At 67.2% G+C, this 17,839-nt stretch carries 16 protein-coding genes; 3 read left to right on the forward strand and 13 right to left on the reverse strand.

Annotated elements, in window-relative coordinates:
- The first annotated feature begins 7 nt into the window (after positions 1-7).
- Positions 8-730, forward strand: coding sequence for an N-acetylmuramate alpha-1-phosphate uridylyltransferase MurU (gene murU, locus KU887_RS14435; RefSeq protein ID WP_012492416.1), 723 nt, complete (start codon positions 8-10; stop codon positions 728-730).
- Between the two features lie 205 nt (positions 731-935).
- Here the strand turns inward: murU and KU887_RS14440 are convergent, their stop codons facing one another.
- The gene (locus KU887_RS14440; RefSeq protein WP_258250439.1) at positions 936-2,807 is read right to left on the reverse strand and encodes an ABC transporter ATP-binding protein/permease; all 1,872 of its coding nucleotides are present in this window, start codon (positions 2,805-2,807) and stop codon (positions 936-938) included.
- A gap of 175 nt (positions 2,808-2,982) precedes the next feature.
- On the opposite strand from KU887_RS14440, the gene KU887_RS14445 reads away from it, so the two are divergent.
- The gene (locus KU887_RS14445) at positions 2,983-3,378 is read left to right on the forward strand and encodes an acyl-CoA thioesterase (RefSeq protein WP_006485741.1); all 396 of its coding nucleotides are present in this window, start codon (positions 2,983-2,985) and stop codon (positions 3,376-3,378) included.
- A gap of 36 nt (positions 3,379-3,414) precedes the next feature.
- Here KU887_RS14445 and KU887_RS14450 read toward each other — a convergent pair whose 3' ends face one another.
- On the reverse strand, positions 3,415-3,897 hold the full coding sequence (locus KU887_RS14450; protein ID WP_012492415.1) for a nitrate reductase associated protein: 483 nt from the start codon (positions 3,895-3,897) through the stop codon (positions 3,415-3,417).
- 114 nt (positions 3,898-4,011) lie between these two features.
- Here KU887_RS14450 and fdhD point away from each other — a divergent pair, with 114 nt between their 5' ends.
- Positions 4,012-4,866, forward strand: coding sequence for a formate dehydrogenase accessory sulfurtransferase FdhD (gene fdhD, locus KU887_RS14455; protein WP_258250440.1), 855 nt, complete (start codon positions 4,012-4,014; stop codon positions 4,864-4,866).
- A 52-nt stretch (positions 4,867-4,918) separates the two neighbouring features.
- Here the strand turns inward: fdhD and KU887_RS14460 are convergent, their stop codons facing one another.
- The 11 genes from KU887_RS14460 to KU887_RS14510 all read right to left on the reverse strand — a co-directional run bounded on the left by KU887_RS14460 (position 4,919) and on the right by KU887_RS14510 (position 17,823).
- Positions 4,919-5,686, reverse strand: a complete 768-nt coding sequence (locus KU887_RS14460; protein WP_258250441.1) for an enoyl-CoA hydratase — start codon at positions 5,684-5,686, stop codon at positions 4,919-4,921.
- A 91-nt stretch (positions 5,687-5,777) separates the two neighbouring features.
- Positions 5,778-6,977, reverse strand: a complete 1,200-nt coding sequence (locus tag KU887_RS14465) for an acetyl-CoA C-acyltransferase (protein ID WP_006485733.1) — start codon at positions 6,975-6,977, stop codon at positions 5,778-5,780.
- 70 nt (positions 6,978-7,047) lie between these two features.
- A complete protein-coding gene (locus tag KU887_RS14470) occupies positions 7,048-9,483 on the reverse strand; it encodes a 3-hydroxyacyl-CoA dehydrogenase/enoyl-CoA hydratase family protein (RefSeq protein ID WP_006497386.1) in 2,436 nt (811 codons plus the stop codon).
- Between the two features lie 113 nt (positions 9,484-9,596).
- A complete protein-coding gene (locus tag KU887_RS14475) occupies positions 9,597-11,384 on the reverse strand; it encodes an acyl-CoA dehydrogenase C-terminal domain-containing protein (RefSeq protein WP_258250442.1) in 1,788 nt (595 codons plus the stop codon).
- A gap of 58 nt (positions 11,385-11,442) precedes the next feature.
- Positions 11,443-12,042: a TetR/AcrR family transcriptional regulator gene (locus tag KU887_RS14480; RefSeq protein ID WP_006485742.1), complete on the reverse strand. Its 600-nt coding sequence runs from the start codon at positions 12,040-12,042 to the stop codon at positions 11,443-11,445.
- A 200-nt stretch (positions 12,043-12,242) separates the two neighbouring features.
- Complete coding sequence (clsB, locus tag KU887_RS14485; RefSeq protein WP_006485739.1) at positions 12,243-13,517, reverse strand: cardiolipin synthase ClsB; 1,275 nt, start codon at positions 13,515-13,517, stop codon at positions 12,243-12,245.
- On the reverse strand, positions 13,514-14,008 hold the full coding sequence (gene nudB / locus KU887_RS14490) for a dihydroneopterin triphosphate diphosphatase (RefSeq protein ID WP_006485748.1): 495 nt from the start codon (positions 14,006-14,008) through the stop codon (positions 13,514-13,516). The genes clsB and nudB overlap by 4 nt, the downstream gene beginning before the upstream one ends.
- 157 nt (positions 14,009-14,165) lie before the next feature.
- Positions 14,166-15,968, reverse strand: a complete 1,803-nt coding sequence (gene aspS / locus KU887_RS14495) for an aspartate--tRNA ligase (RefSeq protein WP_006485737.1) — start codon at positions 15,966-15,968, stop codon at positions 14,166-14,168.
- Positions 15,969-16,035: 67 nt separating this feature from the next.
- Positions 16,036-16,686 (reverse strand): DUF502 domain-containing protein, encoded by a 651-nt coding sequence (locus tag KU887_RS14500; RefSeq protein WP_006477842.1) that lies wholly within the window; start codon positions 16,684-16,686, stop codon positions 16,036-16,038.
- Between the two features lie 61 nt (positions 16,687-16,747).
- Entirely contained in the window at positions 16,748-17,101 is a 354-nt protein-coding gene (locus KU887_RS14505; protein WP_006497387.1) for an FmdB family zinc ribbon protein, read from the reverse strand.
- Positions 17,102-17,196: 95 nt separating this feature from the next.
- A complete protein-coding gene (locus KU887_RS14510; protein ID WP_212252272.1) occupies positions 17,197-17,823 on the reverse strand; it encodes an SAM-dependent methyltransferase in 627 nt (208 codons plus the stop codon).
- Positions 17,824-17,839 lie beyond the last annotated feature (16 nt).

Genomic DNA, 17,839 nt, shown 5'->3' on the forward strand with positions numbered 1-17,839 from the left:
GTCGAACATGAGCACTACCCTGACCACGGCGATGATCTTCGCCGCCGGACGCGGCGAACGGATGCGCCCGCTGACCGACACCCGCCCGAAGCCGCTGCTCGAAGCCGGCGGCAAGCCGCTGATCGTGTGGCAGATCGAGGCGCTCGCGCGGGCGGGCATCGAGACCATCGTGATCAACCACGCATGGCTCGGCGAGCAGCTCGAGGCCGCGCTCGGCGACGGTTCGCGCTGGGGCGTGCGGATCGCCTATTCGGCCGAGGGCGACGCACTGGAAACCGCCGGCGGCATCGCGCAGGCGCTGCCGCTGCTGGAGCGCGACGGGCAGCCGGCCGTGTTCGCGGCGGTCAGCGGCGACGTGTATTGCGCGTTCGACTACCGGACGCTCGCGCCGCGCGCGGCCCGGATGGCCGCGCTCGACACGCCGGCGATGCACCTCGTGATGGTGCCGAACCCGCCGTTCCACCCGGCCGGCGACTTCGCGCTCGGCGACGATGGCCGTCTGGCGCTCGACGGCGCCGCGCGCTTCACGTTCGGCAACATCGGCCTGTACGACACGCGGATGTTCCGCGACCTCGCGCCCGGCACGCGGCGCGCGCTGACGCCGTACTATCGCGCGGCGATCGAAGCCGGCCACGCGAGCGGCGAACTGTACGAAGGCATCTGGGAGAACGTCGGCACGCCCGCGCAGCTCGGCGAGCTCGACGCGCGGCTGCGCGCCGCCGCGGGCTGATCGTCTCGTGGCCGGGCGCCGGTCGTCGGGTAGCCGGCGCGGCGCCGACGGCCTGACGGGCCGATGAATGCCCGGCCGAGCCCGGATCACGTGCCCGCGGGCATCCGCCCGGTCACCCGACCGCGACGCCGCTACACCGCCCGCTACCGGACGGACGCCCACCATCCATTCCCGCCGCCCGTCGTGTCGCGCGGCGCCTGCGCGCTCACGCGGCCTCGGCCTCTTCCCCGCCAGCCGCCGCGCGCTGCTGCTGCAGCGCCCACATTTGCGCATACAACCCGTCGGCGCGCACGAGTTCGTCGTGCGTGCCGCGCTCGACGATCCGCCCGTGGTCCATCACGAGGATCTGCTGCGCGTGCACGACCGTCGACAGCCGGTGCGCGATCACGAGCGTCGTGCGATGCCGCGCGATCTGGTCGAGTTCGTGCTGGATCGCGCGTTCCGAGCGCGAATCGAGCGCCGACGTCGCTTCGTCGAACAACAGCACCGGCGGGTCCTTCAGCAGCGTGCGCGCGATCGCGACGCGCTGCTTCTCGCCGCCCGACAGCTTCAGCCCGCGCTCGCCGACCGGCGTGTCATAGCCCTTCGGCAGACTTTCGATGAAGTCGTGGATGTGCGCGGCGCGCGCTGCCGCGACCACCTCGTCGCGGGTCGCGGTCGGCCGCCCGTACGCGATGTTGTAGTAGATCGAGTCGTTGAACAGCACGGTGTCCTGCGGCACGATCCCGATCGATGCGCGCAGCGATTCCTGCGTGACGTCGCGGATGTCCTGGCCGTCGATCCGGATCGCGCCGCCCGCCTGCCGGCCGAGATCGTAAAAACGGAACAGCAGCCGCGACAGCGTCGATTTCCCCGACCCGCTGTGGCCGACCACCGCGGTCGTCGTGCCGGCCTCGATCGTAAACGTCACGTCGTGCAGGATCGGCCGCGACGGCTCGTACGCGAAGTTCACGTGCTCGAAGCGCACCTGCGCGCCGGTCACCGCGAGCGGCGGCGCATCGGGCCGGTCGGCCACTTCCTTCGGCGCGGACAGCAGCCCGAACATCCGGTCCATGTCGGTCAGGCTCTGCTTCAGCTCGCGATAGACGACGCCGAGGAAATTCAGCGGAATGTACAGCTGCAGCATGAACGTGTTGATCAGCACGAGATCGCCGAGCGTCAGCTTGCCCGCGAGCACGCCCTGCGTCGCGCGCCACAGGATGAACACCAGCCCCGTGCCGATGATCGCCTGCTGGCCGAAGTTCAGCACCGACAGCGAGTTCTGCGAGCGGATCGCGGCCTTCCGGTAGCGCTTCAGGTTCTCGTCGTAGCGCTGCGCTTCCCACTCCTCATTGCCGAAGTACTTGACCGTCTCGTAGTTGATCAGCGAATCGATCGCCCGCGAGTTCGCGCGCGAATCGAGCTCGTTCATCGTGCGACGGAAATGCGTGCGCCAGTTGGTGACCTTCACGGTGAACACGATGTACGTGACGAGCGCCGCGAACGTCACGTACGCGTAGTAGGCCTCGTACTTGACGACGAAGAAGCCGAGCACGAGCCCGACCTCGACGAGCGTCGGCAGGATGCTGTACAGCGAATACGAAATCAGCTGCTGGATGCCGCGCGTGCCGCGCTCGATGTCGCGCGACATGCCGCCCGTCTGGCGTTCGAGATGAAACCGCAGCGACAGCCCGTGCAGATGCCGGAACACCTGCAGCGCGAGCTGGCGCACCGCGCTCTCGGTGACCTTCGAGAACAGGATTTCGCGCAGCTCGGTGAACAGCGACGTCGACAGCCGCACGAGCGCATACGCGACGACCAGCAGCCCGACGCCGCCCGCGAGCACGATGCCGGCCGACTGTTCGGCACGGCCGAGCGCGGTGAGCTGCTGCACGTAGGACAGGTGGTCGACGATGCGCTTCATCACGACCGGCACGCCGAGGTTCGCGACCTTCGCCCCGATCAGGCAGCCGAGCGCCAGCGCGACACGCCATTTGTAGGTGGTCAGGTACGGCAGCAGCGACCGGATGGTCTGCCAGTCGTTGCGTGGCCCGGTCGAAGCCGGCGCGGGCTCGCCGGAAGCGGGAAATCGACGCATGGGGGAAGGATTGCGCGGCGATGCCGGATCCGTTTTCCGACGGCCGGCTCGCGCGCTTTCTCGTACAATTTGTGAACGTTGTATTGTCGCAGAAGCCGCTTCGCGCCGCTGCCGGCGCCCTCGCCGGCCAGCCTGCGCGCGGCGGTCCATTTATTACAGGATGAAAGCCCCCGCCATGACCGATTCGACCCTCGAACTTCCGCAGAAGCAGCCCGCGCTGCGCGTCGTCCCGCAACCGCACGACGCGAACGTCCACGGCGACGTGTTCGGCGGCTGGATCATGTCGCAGGTCGACATCGCCGGCTCGATCCCCGCGAGCCAGCGCGCGAACGGCCGCGTCGCGACGGTCGCGGTCAATTCGTTCGTGTTCAAGCAGCCGGTATTCGTCGGCGATCTGCTGAGCTTCTACGCCACGATCATGCGCACCGGCAACACGTCGATCACGGTCGACGTCGAGGTATACGCGCAGCGCATGCGCCTGATGGGCGAAGTCGTGAAGGTCACCGAAGCGACGCTCACGTACGTCGCGACCGGCCCGGACCGCAAGCCGCGGCAACTGCCGCCGCTCTGACGGGCACGCGCCGCGCCACCGCGCGGCAGATGGCCGTCAGTGCGTGGCCGTCAGCCCGAACTCCCGCATCGCGGGCAGGAAATCGTGATTCAGCGTCGGCTTGCGCGACAGCTTGACCAGCACGTAGCGCTGGAACGGCGCGAGCCGCTGCCACTGCGCGAGCGCGGGCGCCGGCAGCCCGGCCAGCGCGCTCTGCTGCACGAGCGACTCCGGCACCGTGTCGACCGCGCGCCAGGCCGGCTGCTCGTCCGGCTGGAACCACGACGGCTCCAGATCGGCGTGCGTGCGCAGCATTTCGAACAGCGCATGATCGAAATTGGGCTCGATCGCGGTGTCGTCGTCGGCCGGAAAGCGCGCGAGCAGCTTGCGGTCCTCGAGCGGCAGCAGTTGCCACTGGTCGAGCGAAATCCGCAGGCCGAAGCGGTCGAGATTGAAACGCACGATCATCGGGATGTACGTGAAGTTTTCCGACGAATCGTGTTCGAAGTTGAAGAGCAACGGAGCGTCGCTGAGTCCCATGGTCGTTACCTGACGTGGCGGATGCCGGCGCGGCCGGCTTGCCTGGGGTATTTTAGAACCTCTACGCGCGGGCGGCGGCACGATCGTCGCCGGCCGTGCTTCGAATCAACGGGAGTGCTCGTGAATCCGACCCAATCAGACGAACTGCGCGACGAACTTCGCGACGAACCGCGCGGCGCGATCGAGCTGCCCGTCAGCCGCACGCGCGGCGGCGCGGTCGACACCGCGCACGACTTCGTCGGCCAGGAATGGCCGGTCGCACTTGTCTTCAACGGCATCTCGCACGCGGTGATGATGTGTACGCCATGCGACCTCGAAGCGTTCGCGGTCGGCTTCGCGATCTCGGAAGGGATCGTCGCGCGCGGCAGCGACATCAAGGACATCGAGGTGATCCTGCACGCCGACGCGCCGCTGCCGCATGCGGAAGTCCATCTGGACGTGGTCCAGCAGGCGTTCGCCGCGCTGAAGGACCGGCGCCGCGCGCTCGCGGGGCGCACCGGCTGCGGCGTGTGCGGGATCGAAAGCATCGACCTGCTCGACCTCGCGCCCGAGCGCGTGCCCGATACGGGCTTCCTCGCGCGCCTCGCGCCCGACGCGCTCGCGCGCGCGGCTCATGCGCTGCCGGCGCACCAGGCGCTCACGCAGCTCACCGGCGGCCTGCACGCGGCCGCGTGGTGCGATGCAACAGGCGCGATCCGGATGGCGTTCGAGGACGTCGGCCGCCACAACGCGCTCGACAAGCTGATCGGCTCGCTCGTGCTGTCGCGCGCGGACGCGACCGACGGCTTCGTGTTCCTGTCGAGCCGCGCGAGCTACGAGCTCGTGCGCAAGTCGGCGCGGGTCGGCATTCCGATGGTCGCGACCATTTCCGCGCCGTCGTCGCTGGCGATCGCGATCGCGAGGACGGCCGGCCTGCGGCTCGTCAGCTTCTGCCGCGAGACCGGCCACGTGGATTACGGCACGGCCTGATGCCGTCCCGTGCGGACGCGCCGGCGTGTGAGCGCCGGCGCGGGCCGCTGCGTCAGTCGAACTGACGGAAATCCGGCTTGCGCTTCTCGAAGAACGCGGTCATCGCCTCGCGCGCCTCGGGTGCGCGCAGCATCGCCGAGAAGTGCGCGGCTTCCTCGGCCATCCGCGCGGCAACCGCCACGCCGCCCGTTTCCTTCAGCAGCGCCTTCGTCACGCGCAGCGACGACGCCGGCAGCGCCGCGAGCTTCGCCGCATGCTTCGCCGCGAACGCGTCGAGTTCGGCCGCCGGCAGCACGCGGTTGACGATGCCGATCCGGTGCGCTTCCAGCGCGTCGAACGGCTCGCCCAGCAGCAGCTTCTCGGCCGCGACCTGATGGCCGGCCAGACGCGGCAGCAGCGCGCTGGATGCGGCCTCCGGGCACAGCCCGAGCTGCACGAACGGCAGCGAGAACGTCGCGGTATCGGCCGCGTAGACCAGATCGCAGTGCAGCAGCATCGTCACGCCGACGCCGACCGCGATGCCCGGCACCGCCGCCACGACCGGCTTGCTCGCGCTGCTGATCCGTGCCAGGAATTGGAAGACCGACGCGGTGTCGTCCTTCGGCGGCGACTTCAGGAAATCCTCGAGATCGTTCCCCGCGCTGAAATTGCCGTCGCTGCCGCGCAGCAGGATCACGCGAACCGCCTTGTCTTCCTGCGCATCGGCGAGCGCATCGGCCATCGTCTGGTACATCGCCGCCGTCAGCGCATTCTTCTTCGCCGGGCGCGCGATCGTGATCGTCATCACGCCGTCGGCGCGTTCCACTTGAATGTCGGCCACAACCGTCTCCTTTGACTGTCTCTACCGGAATGAAAAAACGGTGCGCGAGCTCGTGGCCCGCGCACCGTCGTCGCTTGTCGTCGCGTCCCGCTTACAGGCGTTCGATGATGCCCGCCGCACCCATGCCGGTGCCGACGCACATCGTGACCATCCCGTACTTCAGGTTGCGGCGGCGCAGGCCGTGCACGACGGTCGCCGCGCGGATCGCGCCGGTCGCGCCGAGCGGGTGGCCCAGCGCGATCGCGCCGCCCATCGGGTTGACCTTCGACGGATCGAGGCCGAGGTCGCGCATCACCGCCAGCGATTGCGCGGCGAACGCTTCGTTCAGCTCGATCCAGTCGAGATCGTCCTGCTTCAGGCCGGCGGCCTTCAGCGCGGCCGGAATCGCTTCCTTCGGACCGATGCCCATGATTTCCGGCGGCACGCCACGCACCGCGAAGCTCACGAAGCGCGCGAGCGGCGTCAGGTTGAATTCCTTGAGCACCTTCTCCGACACGACGAGCAGCGCGCCCGCGCCGTCCGACGTCTGCGAACTGTTGCCGGCCGTGACCGAGCCCTTGTTCGCGAATACCGTGCGCAGCTTCGCGAGGCCTTCGAGCGACGTATCCGCGCGCGGACCTTCGTCGAGCTTGATCTCGCGCGTCTTCACGTCGATTTCGCCCGTCGCGAGATTCGGGAAACGCTCGCTGATCGTGTAGGCGGCGATCTCGTCGTTGAACTCGCCGGCCTGCTGCGCGGCGAGCGCCTTGCGGTGCGACTCGACCGAGAACGCGTCCTGGTCTTCGCGGCTCACCTTCCACTGCTCGGCGACGCGCTCGGCGGTCAGGCCCATCCCGTATGCAATGCCGAAATCTTCATTGCGATCGAAGATGTGCGGCGACATCGACGGCTTGTTGCCCATCATCGGCACCATGCTCATCGATTCGCAGCCGCCCGCGAAGATCGCGTCCGATTCGCCGACGCGGATGCGGTCGGCCGCCATCGCCAGCGCGGTGATGCCCGACGCGCAGAAGCGGTTGACCGTCACGCCGCCGACCGTCTGCGGCAGGCCGGCGAGCAGCGCGCCCATGCGCGCGACGTTCAGGCCCTGCTCCGCTTCCGGAATCGCGCAGCCGATGATCGCGTCCTCGATCACCTTCGTGTCGAGGCCGGGCACCTGCGCGACCGCCGACTTGATCGCGTGGACCAGCAGCTCGTCCGGCCGCGTGTTCTTGAAGACACCGCGCGGGGCCTTGCCGATCGGCGTGCGGCTGGCGGCGACGATGTATGCGTCTTGCAGTTGTTTGCTCATTTCAGACTCCTGTCGACCCGAGCGGGCGCTTCAGCGCCGGCCCGGGCCCCATACAAAGTTATCCGCTCGCTCAGTTACGCACCGGCTTGCCGGTCTGCAACATGCCCATGATCCGTTCCTGCGTCTTCTGCGTGCCGAGCAGTTCGACGAATGCGCGACGCTCCAGCGCGAGCAGCCATTCTTCGTCGACCAGGCTGCCGGCTTCGACGTCGCCGCCGCACACGGCTTCTGCGATGCGGCTCGCGATCAGGTAGTCGTGGTCGCTGATGAAGCGGCCGTCACGCATGTTGACGAGCGATGCCTTGATCGTCGCGATCGCCGAACGGCCTGCAACCGGCACGTCCTTCGCACGCAGCGGTGCGCGGTAGCCGGTGTCGGCCAGCGCACGCGCTTCCTTCTTCGCGGTGTCGAGCAGTTCGAACACGTTGAAGACGATCGTGTCGGACGGCTTCACGTAGCCCATCGCACGGGCGTCGTGCGCGGACGCCGACACCTTCGCCATCGCCGCGTTCTCGAACGACTTCGTGACGAACTTCAGGATGTCGGTGGTCGCGTTCGCGGCCGTCGCGGCGTCCGCCGCGCGCAGCGCCGCTTCCTTCAGGCCGCCGCCCGCCGGCACGAGGCCGACGCCCACTTCGACGAGACCGATGTAGCTCTCGACGTGCACGACGCGCTTCGCGCTGTGCAGCATCAGCTCGCACCCGCCGCCGAGCGCGATGCCCGACACGGCCGCGACGACCGGCACGTTCGCGTACTTCACGCGCAGCATGCCTTCCTGGAACTTCTTCACGAACGGCTCGATGCCCTTCGCGCCGCCCATCATGAACGCGGGCATCGCCTCCTCGAGGTTCGCGCCAGCCGAGAACGGGCCGCCCGGCGTGCCGAGCTTCAGCGACGTCGGCTGCCAGATCACCACGCCCTTGTAGTCCTTCTCCGCGAGTTCGATCGCCTGCACGAGGCCGTCGATCACGCTCGGTCCGATCGTGTTCATCTTCGACTTGAACGACACGATCACGACGTCGTCTTCACCGGCGCGGTCGTCGACCCATGCGCGCACCGCGTCGGTCTCGAACAGCGTCTTGCCGTACGTCTTCGGATCGGCACCCGCTTCGCCGAGCAGCGGCGCACGGAATACCTGCTTGCCGTAGACCGCGAGGTCCGAGCGCGGCACGAAGCGCTTCGCGGCCGGCGCCCACGAGCCTTCGGCCGTGTGCACGCCGCCCTTCTCGGCGACCGGGCCTTCGAGCACCCACGACGGCAGCGGCACGTTCGCGAGCGCCTTGCCGGCCGCGATGTCTTCCTGCACCCACTCGGCGACCTGCTTCCAGCCGGCGGCCTGCCAGCCTTCGAACGGACCTTCGTTCCAGCCGAAGCCCCAGCGGATCGCGAGGTCGACGTCGCGCGCGTTGTCGGCGATCGACTCGAGATGCACGCCGATGTAATGGAACACGTCGCGGAAGATCGACCACAGGAACTGGGCGTGCGGATGATCCGTCTCGCGCAGCAGCTTCAGGCGTTCCGCCGGCGGACGCTTCAGGATGCGGCCGACCGTTTCGTCCGCCTTCGCGCCCGAATCGACGTAGGTGCCCGTCTTCGCGTCGAGCACCTTGATCGCCTTGCCTTCCTTCTTGTAGAAGCCGCCGCCCGTCTTCTGGCCGAGCGCGCCCTGCTTCACCAGCTCGGCGAGCACGGCAGGCGTCTGGTAGACCGGGAAGAACGGATCGTCGGCGAGGTTGTCCTGCATCGTCTTGATCACGTGCGCCATCGTGTCGAGGCCGACCACGTCCGCGGTGCGGAACGTCGCCGACTTCGCGCGGCCGAGGCGGCTGCCCGTCAGGTCGTCGACTTCGTCGAAGCGCAGGCCGAACTTCGCGGCCTCGGTGATCACCGCGAGGATCGAGAAGATGCCGACGCGGTTCGCGATGAAGTTCGGCGTGTCCTTCGCGCGTACGACGCCCTTGCCGACGACGCTCGTCAGGAAGGTCTCGAGCTGGTCGAGGATCTCCGGGCGCGTATGCGCGGTCGGGATCAGCTCGACGAGGTGCATGTAGCGCGGCGGATTGAAGAAGTGCACGCCGCAGAAGCGCGACTTCAGCTCGTCCGAGAAACCTTCGGACAGCTTCGTGATCGACAGGCCCGACGTGTTGGTCGCGAAGATCGCGTGCGAAGCGATGTGCGGCGCGACCTTCTTGTACAGGTCGTGCTTCCAGTCCATCCGCTCGGCGATCGCCTCGATCACGACGTCGCATTCGGCCAGCTTCGCGATGTCGTCTTCGTAGTTCGCCGCCTCGAGGTACTTCGCATCGTCCTTCACGCCGAACGGCGCGGGCGACAGCTTCTTCAGGTTCTCGATCGCCTTCAGCGCGATCGCGTTTTTCGGGCCTTCCTTGGCCGGCAGGTCGAACAGCAGCACCGGCACGCGCGCGTTGATGAGATGCGCGGCGATCTGCGCGCCCATCACGCCGGCGCCCAGCACGGCGACCTTGCGAATCAGGAAATTGCTCACGGGATGTCTCCGGATAGTGTCGTGCAGCGCGGAATGTGAGGGCTGCACGGCGAAGTGAGTACCAGGAACCGTTGCGTCCGGGCGGCGCGCGGCGCGCACCGCCCTGAATCGCGTCAGAACAGCGATTCGTCGACTTCCATCAGCGTCTTCGAACCGGCGCGCGCGGCGCGGATCGTCGATGCCGTTTCAGGCAGCAGACGCGCGAAGTAGAAGCGGGCGGTGGCGAGCTTCGACTTGTAGAACGGATCGCCCGACGCTTCCTTGTCGAGTGCGAGACGCGCCATGCGCGCCCAGAAGTACGAGAACACCAGGTGGCCGACGGTGCGCAGGTACGGCACGGCGGCCGCGCCGACTTCGTCGGGGTTCTGCATCGCCTTCATGCCGATTTCCATCGTCAGCTTCTGCACCTTTTCACCGATGTCGGCGAGCGGGTTGATGAACTCGGCCATCTCCGGCTTCACGCCTTCGGCTTCCGCGAATTCGGTGACGAGCTTGCCGAACTTCTTCAGCTTCGCGCCCATGTCGCCGAGCACCTTGCGGCCCAGCAGGTCGAGCGACTGGATCGAGTTCGTGCCTTCGTAGATCATGTTGATCCGCGCGTCGCGCACGTATTGCTCCATGCCCCACTCGGAGATGAAGCCGTGGCCGCCGTAGATCTGCATCGCGTGGTTGGTCGACTCGAACGCGTTGTCGGTCAGGAACGCCTTGATGATCGGCGTGAGCAGCGCGACGAGGTCGGCCGCTTCCTTGCGCACCGCTTCGTCGGCGTGCGACAGCTCCTTGTCGATCTGCAGCGCGGACCAGTACGTGAATGCGCGCGCGCCTTCCGCGTAGGCCTTCTGCGTGAGCAGCATGCGGCGCACGTCCGGGTGCACGATGATCGGGTCGGCCGGCTTGTCCGGTGCCTTCGGGCCCGTCAGCGAGCGCATCTGCAGGCGCTCCTTCGCGTACGTCAGCGAGTTCTGGTACGCGACTTCCGTGAGGCCGAGGCCCTGCATGCCGACGCCGAGGCGCGCGGCGTTCATCATCACGAACATCGCGTTCAAGCCCTTGTTCGGCTCGCCGACCATCCAGCCCTTCGCGCCGTCGAGGTTCATCACGCACGTCGAGTTGCCGTGGATGCCCATCTTGTGTTCGATCGAGCCGCACTTGATGCCGTTGCGCTCGCCCGGCTCGCCCGCGGCGTCCGGAATGAACTTCGGCACGATGAACAGCGAGATCCCCTTCGTGCCTTGCGGCGCGTCCGGCAGGCGCGCGAGCACGAGGTGGATGATGTTCTTCGACATGTCGTGCTCGCCGCTCGAGATGAAGATCTTCGTGCCGCTGATCGAGTACGAGCCGTCGCCGTTCGGTTCGGCCTTGGTGCGCAGGATGCCGAGGTCGGTGCCGCAGTGCGGCTCGGTCAGGCACATCGTGCCCGTCCATTCGCCCGACACGAGCTTCGGCAGATATTGCTGCTGCAGTTCCGGCGCGCCGTGCGCGTGCAGGCATTCGTACGCGCCGTGCGACAGGCCCGGATACATCGTCCACGCCTGGTTCGCCGAGTTCAGCATTTCGTAGAGTGCGTTGTTCACGAACGCGGGCAGGCCCTGGCCGCCGTAGTCCGGATCGCAGCCGAGCGCCGGCCAGCCGGCCTCGACGTATTGCTGATACGCTTCCTTGAAGCCGGTCGGGGTCTTCACGACGCCGTCGCCTTCATACGTGCAGCCTTCGCGGTCGCCGACCTGGTTCAGCGGGAACAGTACCTCGGAGCAGAACTTGCCCGCTTCCTCGAGGACCTGGTTGATCGTGTCGGCGTCGAGGTCCGCATGCTTGGGCATTTGCTTGACTTCGGCTTCGACGTTCAGAAGCTCGTGCAACACGAATTGCGTGTCGCGCAGCGGCGCGGCGTACTGTCCCATGACTCTCTCCAAAGGTGGGCAAAACGGCTCGAGCTCCTGGCGGGCGGGTCACGCGCCGCTAACGGCTCTCGCTCTGATACGAAACAATCGTCTTTTCCAGCGCGGCCCACGTGAGGCGCACGGCGTCCGGCGAATGCAGGAAGCGTGCGTCGTGATGCAGGCCGAGCGTGAAGCTGTACAACTCGAAGAGCATCAGTTCCGGATCCGTGTCCGTGCGCAGATGCCCTTCTTCCATCGCCTGCGAAATGGCGCGCAGCAACGCGGCACGCCAGGCGGTCACGCTCGCGATCAACTGCTCGCGCACGGGGCTGTCCGGCCGGTCGTCGTACTCCACTGCGCCGCTGATGTAGATGCACCCGGTCGTCACCTCCTGGATGCGCTTCTCGATCCAGCGCGCCAGCATCGCCCGAAGACGCGGCAGACCGCGCGACTCGCGCAGGCTCGGAAAGAACACCTCGTTTTCGAAACGATGGTGGTACTCGCGGACGACCTCGACCTGCAGGTCTTCGCGCGATCCGAAGTGCGCGAACACGCCGCTCTTGCTCATCTGCATGCGCTCGGCCAGCAGGCCGATCGTCAGCCCCTCCAGCCCGTCACGGCTGGCGAGGTCCAAAGCAGCTTCAAGTATCGCGGCACGCGTCTGTTCGCCTTTTCGCATAGCTATTTCTGTAACCGTTCGGGGGTTCGAATAAAATCGAACGGCCGTACTATTATTGAGTGCGACCGCTCGCGAAACAAGGAAATTATTAGAAACCGGTGTCTAACCGAGCCGCTATTTTGCGCGATTCCGGCGGGACCGGAGCGGCTTTTCCGCACGAACGTGCGGACAGATTTTTTGAAGCGAATACTTAGTCGGCGTCAGTCGTAACCGCCGACCGTCAGCGCCTTCATCACGACACGGTAGGTCGTGTACGCGAGCCAGTTCAGCAGCCGCTCGACGCGCGGGCGCGCCGCGTAGTGCGCGGCATCGATCTCCCGGCCTTCTGCGAACGCGGTGGCGATCGCGTCGCGCAACTGGTTGGTCACTGCATCGTAGCGCACCAGCACGACGTTCGCTTCATTGTTCAGCATCAGGCTCAGCGCGTCCAGATTCGACGAGCCGACCGTCGCCCAGTTGTCGTCGATCACGGCGACCTTGCCGTGCAGGATCGTCTTGTCGTATTCGGCGACGCGCACGCCCGCGCGCAGCAGCGTGTGATAGAGGAACGGTACGGCCGTATCGAGCGCCGCGAATTCCTTGCGGCCGATCAGCACCTGCACGTCGACACCCCGCCGCGCCGCGCCCGTCAGCGCGCGACGCAGCTTGCGGCCCGGCATGAAATACGGATTCGCGAGCAGGATCCGCTGGCGCGCCTGGCCGATTGCCGCGAGATAGGCCTTCTCGATCGCGCGGCGGTTCACGACGTTGTCGCGCGCGACGAACGCGACGCTCGGCTCCGTCACGACCCGCAGCGCGCCGGCCTTGATCCACCGGTGGCTGCGCATCCAGCGCCGGAACATGTCCGGGAACGCTTCGCCGCCGTGCAGCCCGGCCGCGTACTGCGCGTACGGCTTGTGGCCGAACTGGATCCGGTGCCACTGCAGCTCGAACGCGGCGCGCACGTCGGACACCGCGGGCCCGGCCATCTCGACCGCGAAATCCCAGCGTGGGAACGGCAGCGTCGCGCTGCCCTGCGTGTAGTCGTCGACGATGTTGATGCCGCCGCAGAACGCAACCGCATGATCGATCACCGCGAGCTTGCGGTGCGTGCGCGAGAAGCCGAAGCGGCCGAACAGGAAACGGTTGTAGATGCAGTGCTCGACACCGGACTCGGCCCACGTGTCGAACAGCGGCAGGCGTGCGGTGCCGATGCCGTCGGTGATCACCCGCACGCGCACGCCGCGCTGCGCCGCGCGGATCAGCGCGTCCGACACCGGGCGGCCGGCCGCGTCGTCGCAGAAGATGTAGGTTTCGAGCATCACCTGCTCGCGGGCGGCGTCGATCCGCTCGATCAGCGCGTGGAAGAATTCGCCGCCGGTTTCGCACAGCCGCACCGTGTTGCCGGCCGTAAACGCGAGCCGCGACGCGGAGCCGCGCTCCTGCAGGAACATCTGCCGCAATTGCGCGAAGCGCTTGCGGGTCTCCGCATTCATGCGGACGAGCCGTGCGGCGCACGCGCGAGGGCCACGCGCGCGGGCAATTGCAGGATCGCCTCGGCGTTCGACGGCGAGAAGCAGCGCGCGGCCGCCTCGCGGAACGGCAGCCACGCATGGTCGACATGCTCGCGCGGCGACAGCGTCACGTCGACGCGATGCGGCACGCACAGGCCGAACCAGTGCTCGACGTTGCGCGTGACGCCCGGCGCATAGCGATGCAGGTATTGCGGATAGATCGTGTATTCGATCCGGTGGTGCCAGTCGACGAGCGCGCTGGCCGGCACGTCCGGCGTGCCGACCGCGATGCCGGTTTCCTCGGCCACTTCGCGCGCGGCGGTGAGCGCGAGCGGCTCGTCGAGCGCGTCCTTCGAGCCGGTGACTGATTGCCAGAAATCGGGCTGGTCGGCACGCTTGATCACGAGCACATCGAGGTCGGGCGTGTAGATCACGACGAGAACGGATTCGGGGATTTTCGGCGGCTTCGTCATCTTTGTTTCATGCGGCACAGGGCCGTGCGCCGGGCCTGCGCCCGAACGTGCGGCAAGTGCTGCGACTGTACCGCAAAAAATGAAAAAGGCGCATCACTGCGCCTTTTTCATGGGCGTCGTGTGCGCGTGACCACACACGACCGGGGCGAGAAGCGCGTTACGCCTTCGGCTGCTCCGGCTGACGCAGACGGATGTGCAGCTCGCGCAGCTGACGCTCGTCGACCGGGCTCGGCGCCTGCGTGAGCAGATCCTGCGCACGCTGCGTCTTCGGGAACGCGATCACGTCGCGGATCGAATCGGCGCCGGCCATCATCGTGACGATGCGGTCGAGACCGAACGCGATACCGCCGTGCGGCGGCGCGCCGTACTGCAGCGCGTCCAGCAGGAAGCCGAACTTCGCCTGCGCTTCTTCCGCGCCGATCTTCAGCGCGCGGAACACCTTGCTCTGCACTTCCTCGCGGTGGATACGCACCGAGCCGCCGCCGATTTCCCAGCCGTTCAGCACCATGTCGTACGCCTTCGCGAGGCAGCGGCCCGGGTCGGTCTCGAGGTACTCGAGGTGCTCGTCCTTCGGGCTCGTGAACGGATGGTGCGCGGCGACGTAGCGCGCATCTTCGTCGTCGTATTCGAACATCGGGAAGTCGACGACCCACAGCGGCTTCCAGCCGGCCTGGACGAGACCGTTCGCCTTGCCGAATTCCGAGTGGCCGATCTTCAGGCGCAGCGCGCCGAGGCTGTCGTTGACGACCTTCGCGCGATCGGCCGCGAAGAAGATGATGTCGCCGTCTTCGGCGCCGGTGCGCTCGAGGATCGCCGCGATCGATGCGTCGTGCAGGTTCTTGACGATCGGGCTCTGCAGGCCGTCGCGGCCCTTCGCCTTCTCGTTGACCTTGATCCACGCGAGGCCCTTCGCGCCGTAGATGCGCACGAATTCCGTGTAGCCGTCGATGTCGCCGCGCGACAGCTCGCCGCCCTTCGGCACGCGCAGCGCCGCAACCCGGCCGTCCTTCGCGTTGGCCGGCGTGCTGAACACCTTGAAGTCGACGTCCTTCATCGCGTCGGTCAACTCGGTGAATTCGAGCTGCACGCGCAGGTCCGGCTTGTCCGAACCGAAACGCGCCATCGCTTCCGAGTACGGCATCACCGGGAATTTCGCGTCGAGCTCGACGTCGATCGTCGTCTTGAAGATGTGACGGATCATGTCTTCGAACAGGTCACGGATTTCCTGCTCGCCGAGGAACGACGTCTCGCAGTCGATCTGCGTGAATTCCGGCTGACGGTCCGCGCGGAGGTCTTCGTCGCGGAAGCACTTGGTGATCTGGTAGTAACGGTCGAAGTTCGCGACCATCAGCAGCTGCTTGAACAGCTGCGGCGACTGCGGCAGCGCGAAGAACTGGCCCGCGTTCACGCGCGACGGCACGAGGTAGTCGCGCGCGCCTTCCGGCGTGCTCTTCGTCAGCATCGGCGTCTCGATGTCGATGAAGCCCTGCTCGTCGAGGTACTTGCGCGCCTCGATCGCGACGCGGTAGCGCAGGCGCAGGTTGTGCTGCATCTGCGGGCGGCGCAGGTCGAGCACGCGGTGCGTGAGACGCGTCGTTTCCGACAGGTTGTCGTCGTCGAGCTGGAACGGCGGCGTGACCGACGCGTTCAGCACGTTCAGTTCGTGGCACAGCACTTCGATCTTGCCGCTCTTCAGGCCGGCGTTGACCGTGCCTTCCGGACGGTTGCGCACGAGGCCCTTGATCTGCACGCAGAACTCGTTGCGCACGCCTTCGGCGGTCGCGAACATCTCGGCGCGATCCGGGTCGCACACCACTTGCACGAGGCCTTCACGATCGCGCAGGTCGATGAAGATCACACCGCCGTGATCGCGGCGGCGCTGCACCCAGCCGCACAGCGACACGGTTTGGCCCAGCAGGTGTTCGGTCACGAGACCGCAGTATTCAGTACGCATCGACATGATGTTTGCTTTCGTTCGGTTTGATCAACGGGCGCCGCAACGCGCGGCCCGGGCGATGATTCTTTACTTACAGCGGCGGCTCGACGGGACGGCGGGCGGGCGCCGGAGCCGGCGCCGAAGGCGCCACGACGCCCATCGAGACGATGTACTTGAGCGCGGCATCGACCGACATGTCGAGTTCGATGACTTCGCTCTTCGGCAGCATCAGGAAGAAGCCCGACGTCGGGTTCGGCGTCGTGGGCACGTACACGCTCACGTACTCTTCCGTCAGATGGTTGACCACGTCGCCGCCGGGCGTGCCGGTCAGAAACGCGATCGTATACGAGCCGCGGCGCGGGTATTCGATCAGCAGCGCCTTGCGGAACGCATTGCCGCTGCTCGACAGCAGCGTGTCGGACACCTGCTTGACGCTCGTGTAGATCGGCCCGACGACCGGGATGTGACGCACGACCGCGTTCCACCACGTGACGAGCTTCTGGCCGATGAAGTTCTGCGTGGCCAGCCCGACGACGAAGATGAACGCGAGCGTCAGCACCGCGCCGATCCCCGGCAGATGGAAGCCGAGCATCCGCTCGGGCTGCCAAGATTCGGGCAGCAGGAGCAGCGTCTGGTCCATCGTGCCGATGATGAGGCCGAGCACCCACAGCGTGATCGCGAGCGGGACGAGAACCAGCAGGCCGGTCAGGAACACCGTTTTCAGGGTCGTCTTTTTCATCATCTGCCGTCAATGAACCGCGCCGGCGGCGCGGGTTGGTCGCGACCCGGACGGGCCGCGACGGTCAACTACCGGCGGCGGGCGCTGCGGCCGGAGCCGGCGCGGCGCTCGTCGTCGAGGTACTGCCCGAACTGCTCGCCGCAGCCGGCGCGGCCGCGGCGGGTGCGGCTTCAGCCGCCGGTGCGGCCGGCGCCGCGTCGCCCGACGCCGTCGCCGGCGCGCTGGTACCGCCCGAGCCGCCGCGGAAATCGGTGACATACCACCCCGAGCCCTTCAGCTGGAAACCGGCGGCGGTCACCTGTTTGCGAAAAGCATCCTTCCCGCATTCAGGGCATTGCGACAGCGGCGCGTCGCTCATCTTCTGGAGCACGTCCTTCGCGAAACCGCACGCTTCGCATCGATAGGCGTAGATCGGCATGATATTTTTCCCGCAGAAACTGGAAACGGCTTGCAAAACCTTGAATTATAGCCGAAACCCTGGCGCGCTCCGGCAATGGCCGCGACGCCCGCGCATCAGCGGCGACGCCACGTGAGCCAGCGCTCGTGCCCGTCGAACACGGCCAGCGAATCGGTCACGGGCAAATCCTCGACCAGCTCGAAGTGCGGCGCGAGCAGCGCATCGAGTTCCGCGTGCTCGATCCCGAACGGCGGCCCCTTCGGTTTCGCCACCACGAAGAAATAGCCGGCCAGCAATCCGCCCGCGGGCAGCAGCTCGGCCATCCGCGCCGCATAATCGGCACGCAGGCTCGGCGGCAACGCGCACAGGAACGCACGCTCGTACACCCACTGCACGTCGAACGGCGGCCGGTACTGAAAAAAATCGGCCTGCTCGACGACGTCCGCATGCGCGCCGAGCTGCGCCTTCGCCGCAGCGACCGCCTGCGCGGCGAAATCGATCGCCCGCACCGGCCAGCCGGCCTGCGCGAGCCAGCCGGCCTCCTGCGCGCTGCCGCAGCCGGGAATCAGCACCGCGCGCGGCGCCAGCCGCTGCGCGAACACGCGAAAGCCGTCCGGCACGCCGCCGAATTCCCACGGCGTCACGCCGCGCTCGAAGCGCTCGTTCCAGAACGACGCGCTGCCCGGGTCGCGTGTCGCGAAATCGGTGGCCGACGGTGCGGCCGGTTGCTTCGGATCGGACATCGCCGTGCTCCTTTCG

The sequence above is a fragment of the Burkholderia sp. EMB26 genome (assembly GCF_024730645.1).
Taxonomy (GTDB): Bacteria; Pseudomonadota; Gammaproteobacteria; order Burkholderiales; family Burkholderiaceae; genus Burkholderia; species Burkholderia cenocepacia.

What these genes read in the sequence shown, in the direction of transcription:
- clsB (WP_006485739.1), bottom strand. Translation starts at nt 13,517, where the DNA reads ATGAATGCGGAGACCCGCAAGCGCTTCGCGCAATTGCGGCAGATGTTC.
- KU887_RS14510 (WP_212252272.1), bottom strand. Translation starts at nt 17,823, where the DNA reads ATGTCCGATCCGAAGCAACCGGCCGCACCGTCGGCCACCGATTTCGCG.
- aspS (WP_006485737.1), bottom strand. Translation starts at nt 15,968, where the DNA reads ATGTCGATGCGTACTGAATACTGCGGTCTCGTGACCGAACACCTGCTG.
- murU (WP_012492416.1), top strand. Translation starts at nt 8, where the DNA reads ATGAGCACTACCCTGACCACGGCGATGATCTTCGCCGCCGGACGCGGC.
- KU887_RS14480 (WP_006485742.1), bottom strand. Translation starts at nt 12,042, where the DNA reads ATGCGAAAAGGCGAACAGACGCGTGCCGCGATACTTGAAGCTGCTTTG.
- KU887_RS14505 (WP_006497387.1), bottom strand. Translation starts at nt 17,101, where the DNA reads ATGCCGATCTACGCCTATCGATGCGAAGCGTGCGGTTTCGCGAAGGAC.
- KU887_RS14450 (WP_012492415.1), bottom strand. Translation starts at nt 3,897, where the DNA reads ATGGGACTCAGCGACGCTCCGTTGCTCTTCAACTTCGAACACGATTCG.
- KU887_RS14475 (WP_258250442.1), bottom strand. Translation starts at nt 11,384, where the DNA reads ATGGGACAGTACGCCGCGCCGCTGCGCGACACGCAATTCGTGTTGCAC.
- nudB (WP_006485748.1), bottom strand. Translation starts at nt 14,008, where the DNA reads ATGACGAAGCCGCCGAAAATCCCCGAATCCGTTCTCGTCGTGATCTAC.
- KU887_RS14440 (WP_258250439.1), bottom strand. Translation starts at nt 2,807, where the DNA reads ATGCGTCGATTTCCCGCTTCCGGCGAGCCCGCGCCGGCTTCGACCGGG.
- KU887_RS14500 (WP_006477842.1), bottom strand. Translation starts at nt 16,686, where the DNA reads ATGATGAAAAAGACGACCCTGAAAACGGTGTTCCTGACCGGCCTGCTG.
- KU887_RS14445 (WP_006485741.1), top strand. Translation starts at nt 2,983, where the DNA reads ATGACCGATTCGACCCTCGAACTTCCGCAGAAGCAGCCCGCGCTGCGC.
- KU887_RS14465 (WP_006485733.1), bottom strand. Translation starts at nt 6,977, where the DNA reads ATGAGCAAACAACTGCAAGACGCATACATCGTCGCCGCCAGCCGCACG.